Raw genomic sequence first — 1077 nt, forward strand, 5'->3', positions numbered from 1 at the left:
ATCGGGCTGCCGTGGGCATCAGCGGGAGCCATCCCGGGTCATCTGAAGCATTTTTACAGCAACGCAGCGATGCTAAAGCTGCCCTCGAGGCGTGAGCGTGAATATGCGAGGGAAGTGAGAGAAAAAAGGTCGAAATATCCCTTAAAAAACAATGCCGGTCACCTTAAGTGACCGGCATTAGGCATAGCGCCCCTTTTTTCACATTAAGCCGTCTGGCGGTCGTTCCAGGAGTCGGCAAAAATAATGTTGCCGTCGTTATGCTTCCACGTAATTTTCTCGTAGCGTAACTCTACTGTTTCAAGATGGTTGTCCTGAGTATTATCACCAGTTGCCATAGCTGGAGAGATGGACACTATCCGAACTTTTTCGAGCAACATGTTGAAATACTCAACTTCCTGGCCTGCGTCGTTAATCCGGTACCATTTAATCTCGGCAGATTCGAGACTCTGGCCTGTTGCCACCGCTTTATAAATATAGGGGCTTGAACAGTCGAAGTCCTTTACGATCAGTAAAGGGGAGTGCATGCGGGTCCCCGTTACTTTACCCGTCGCGTTATCCGTAGGGATCATCAGGTTGTGATGGAATCCCTTAACCTCGATGCTGTATTCCCGACCGTTAACATCCACACCGCCTTTGATCAGCGCGCCGCCGTCATCCTTCAACCATAAATATGCTGGTATAGCCATTATTCAAATATCCATATAAAAAGGGTGGGCAATGTTAAAACAACCTGAACGGTATTTGCACGGTTAATTTGACTTAAGTTCGCCCTGATGTGAGCGCAGTGATATGAAGAAAAAACTGGGAGCTGCTGCTGTGTAGTTTAAAAGGTATTCTGATTCTGTATGAGCAGGGGGCGAGCAATGGGGCACCTGTGGGGCAAAAAAAATAGTCAAATATCGCATAAGTTTGTCGTTGGCGATTTTGGCTGATTCTAACCAACTGTTATTTAATGCGCTTTTGGGCGAACTTTACCGATTTTTATTATCATCCGATCACAGTTTCAATATGACCATACATGGAATGATAGAGAACCAGTACTTTTGCCATCTTTAACTCCTGTTGAGGTGATGTTTT

At 45.9% G+C, this 1077-nt stretch carries 1 protein-coding gene and 1 pseudogene; one reads left to right on the top strand and one right to left on the bottom strand.

Annotated features, from left to right (window positions below):
• Window positions 1-171, top strand: a pseudogene (locus HGO41_RS25730) (IS4 family transposase); the annotation flags it as partial.
• A gap of 32 nt (window positions 172-203) precedes the next feature.
• Here HGO41_RS25730 and HGO41_RS25735 read toward each other — a convergent pair.
• Window positions 204-686 (bottom strand): Hcp family type VI secretion system effector, encoded by a 483-nt coding sequence (locus HGO41_RS25735; protein WP_013575296.1) that lies wholly within the window; start codon window positions 684-686, stop codon window positions 204-206.
• Between the last annotated feature and the right edge of the window lie 391 nt (window positions 687-1077).

Origin of the sequence: Rahnella sp. CG8 (assembly GCF_023701875.1) — a bacterium.
GTDB classification, from domain to species: Bacteria; Pseudomonadota; Gammaproteobacteria; order Enterobacterales; family Enterobacteriaceae; genus Rahnella; species Rahnella aceris.

Coding starts and splice junctions, on each gene's coding strand:
- HGO41_RS25735 (WP_013575296.1), bottom strand. CDS start 686: ATGGCTATACCAGCATATTTATGGTTGAAGGATGACGGCGGCGCGCTG.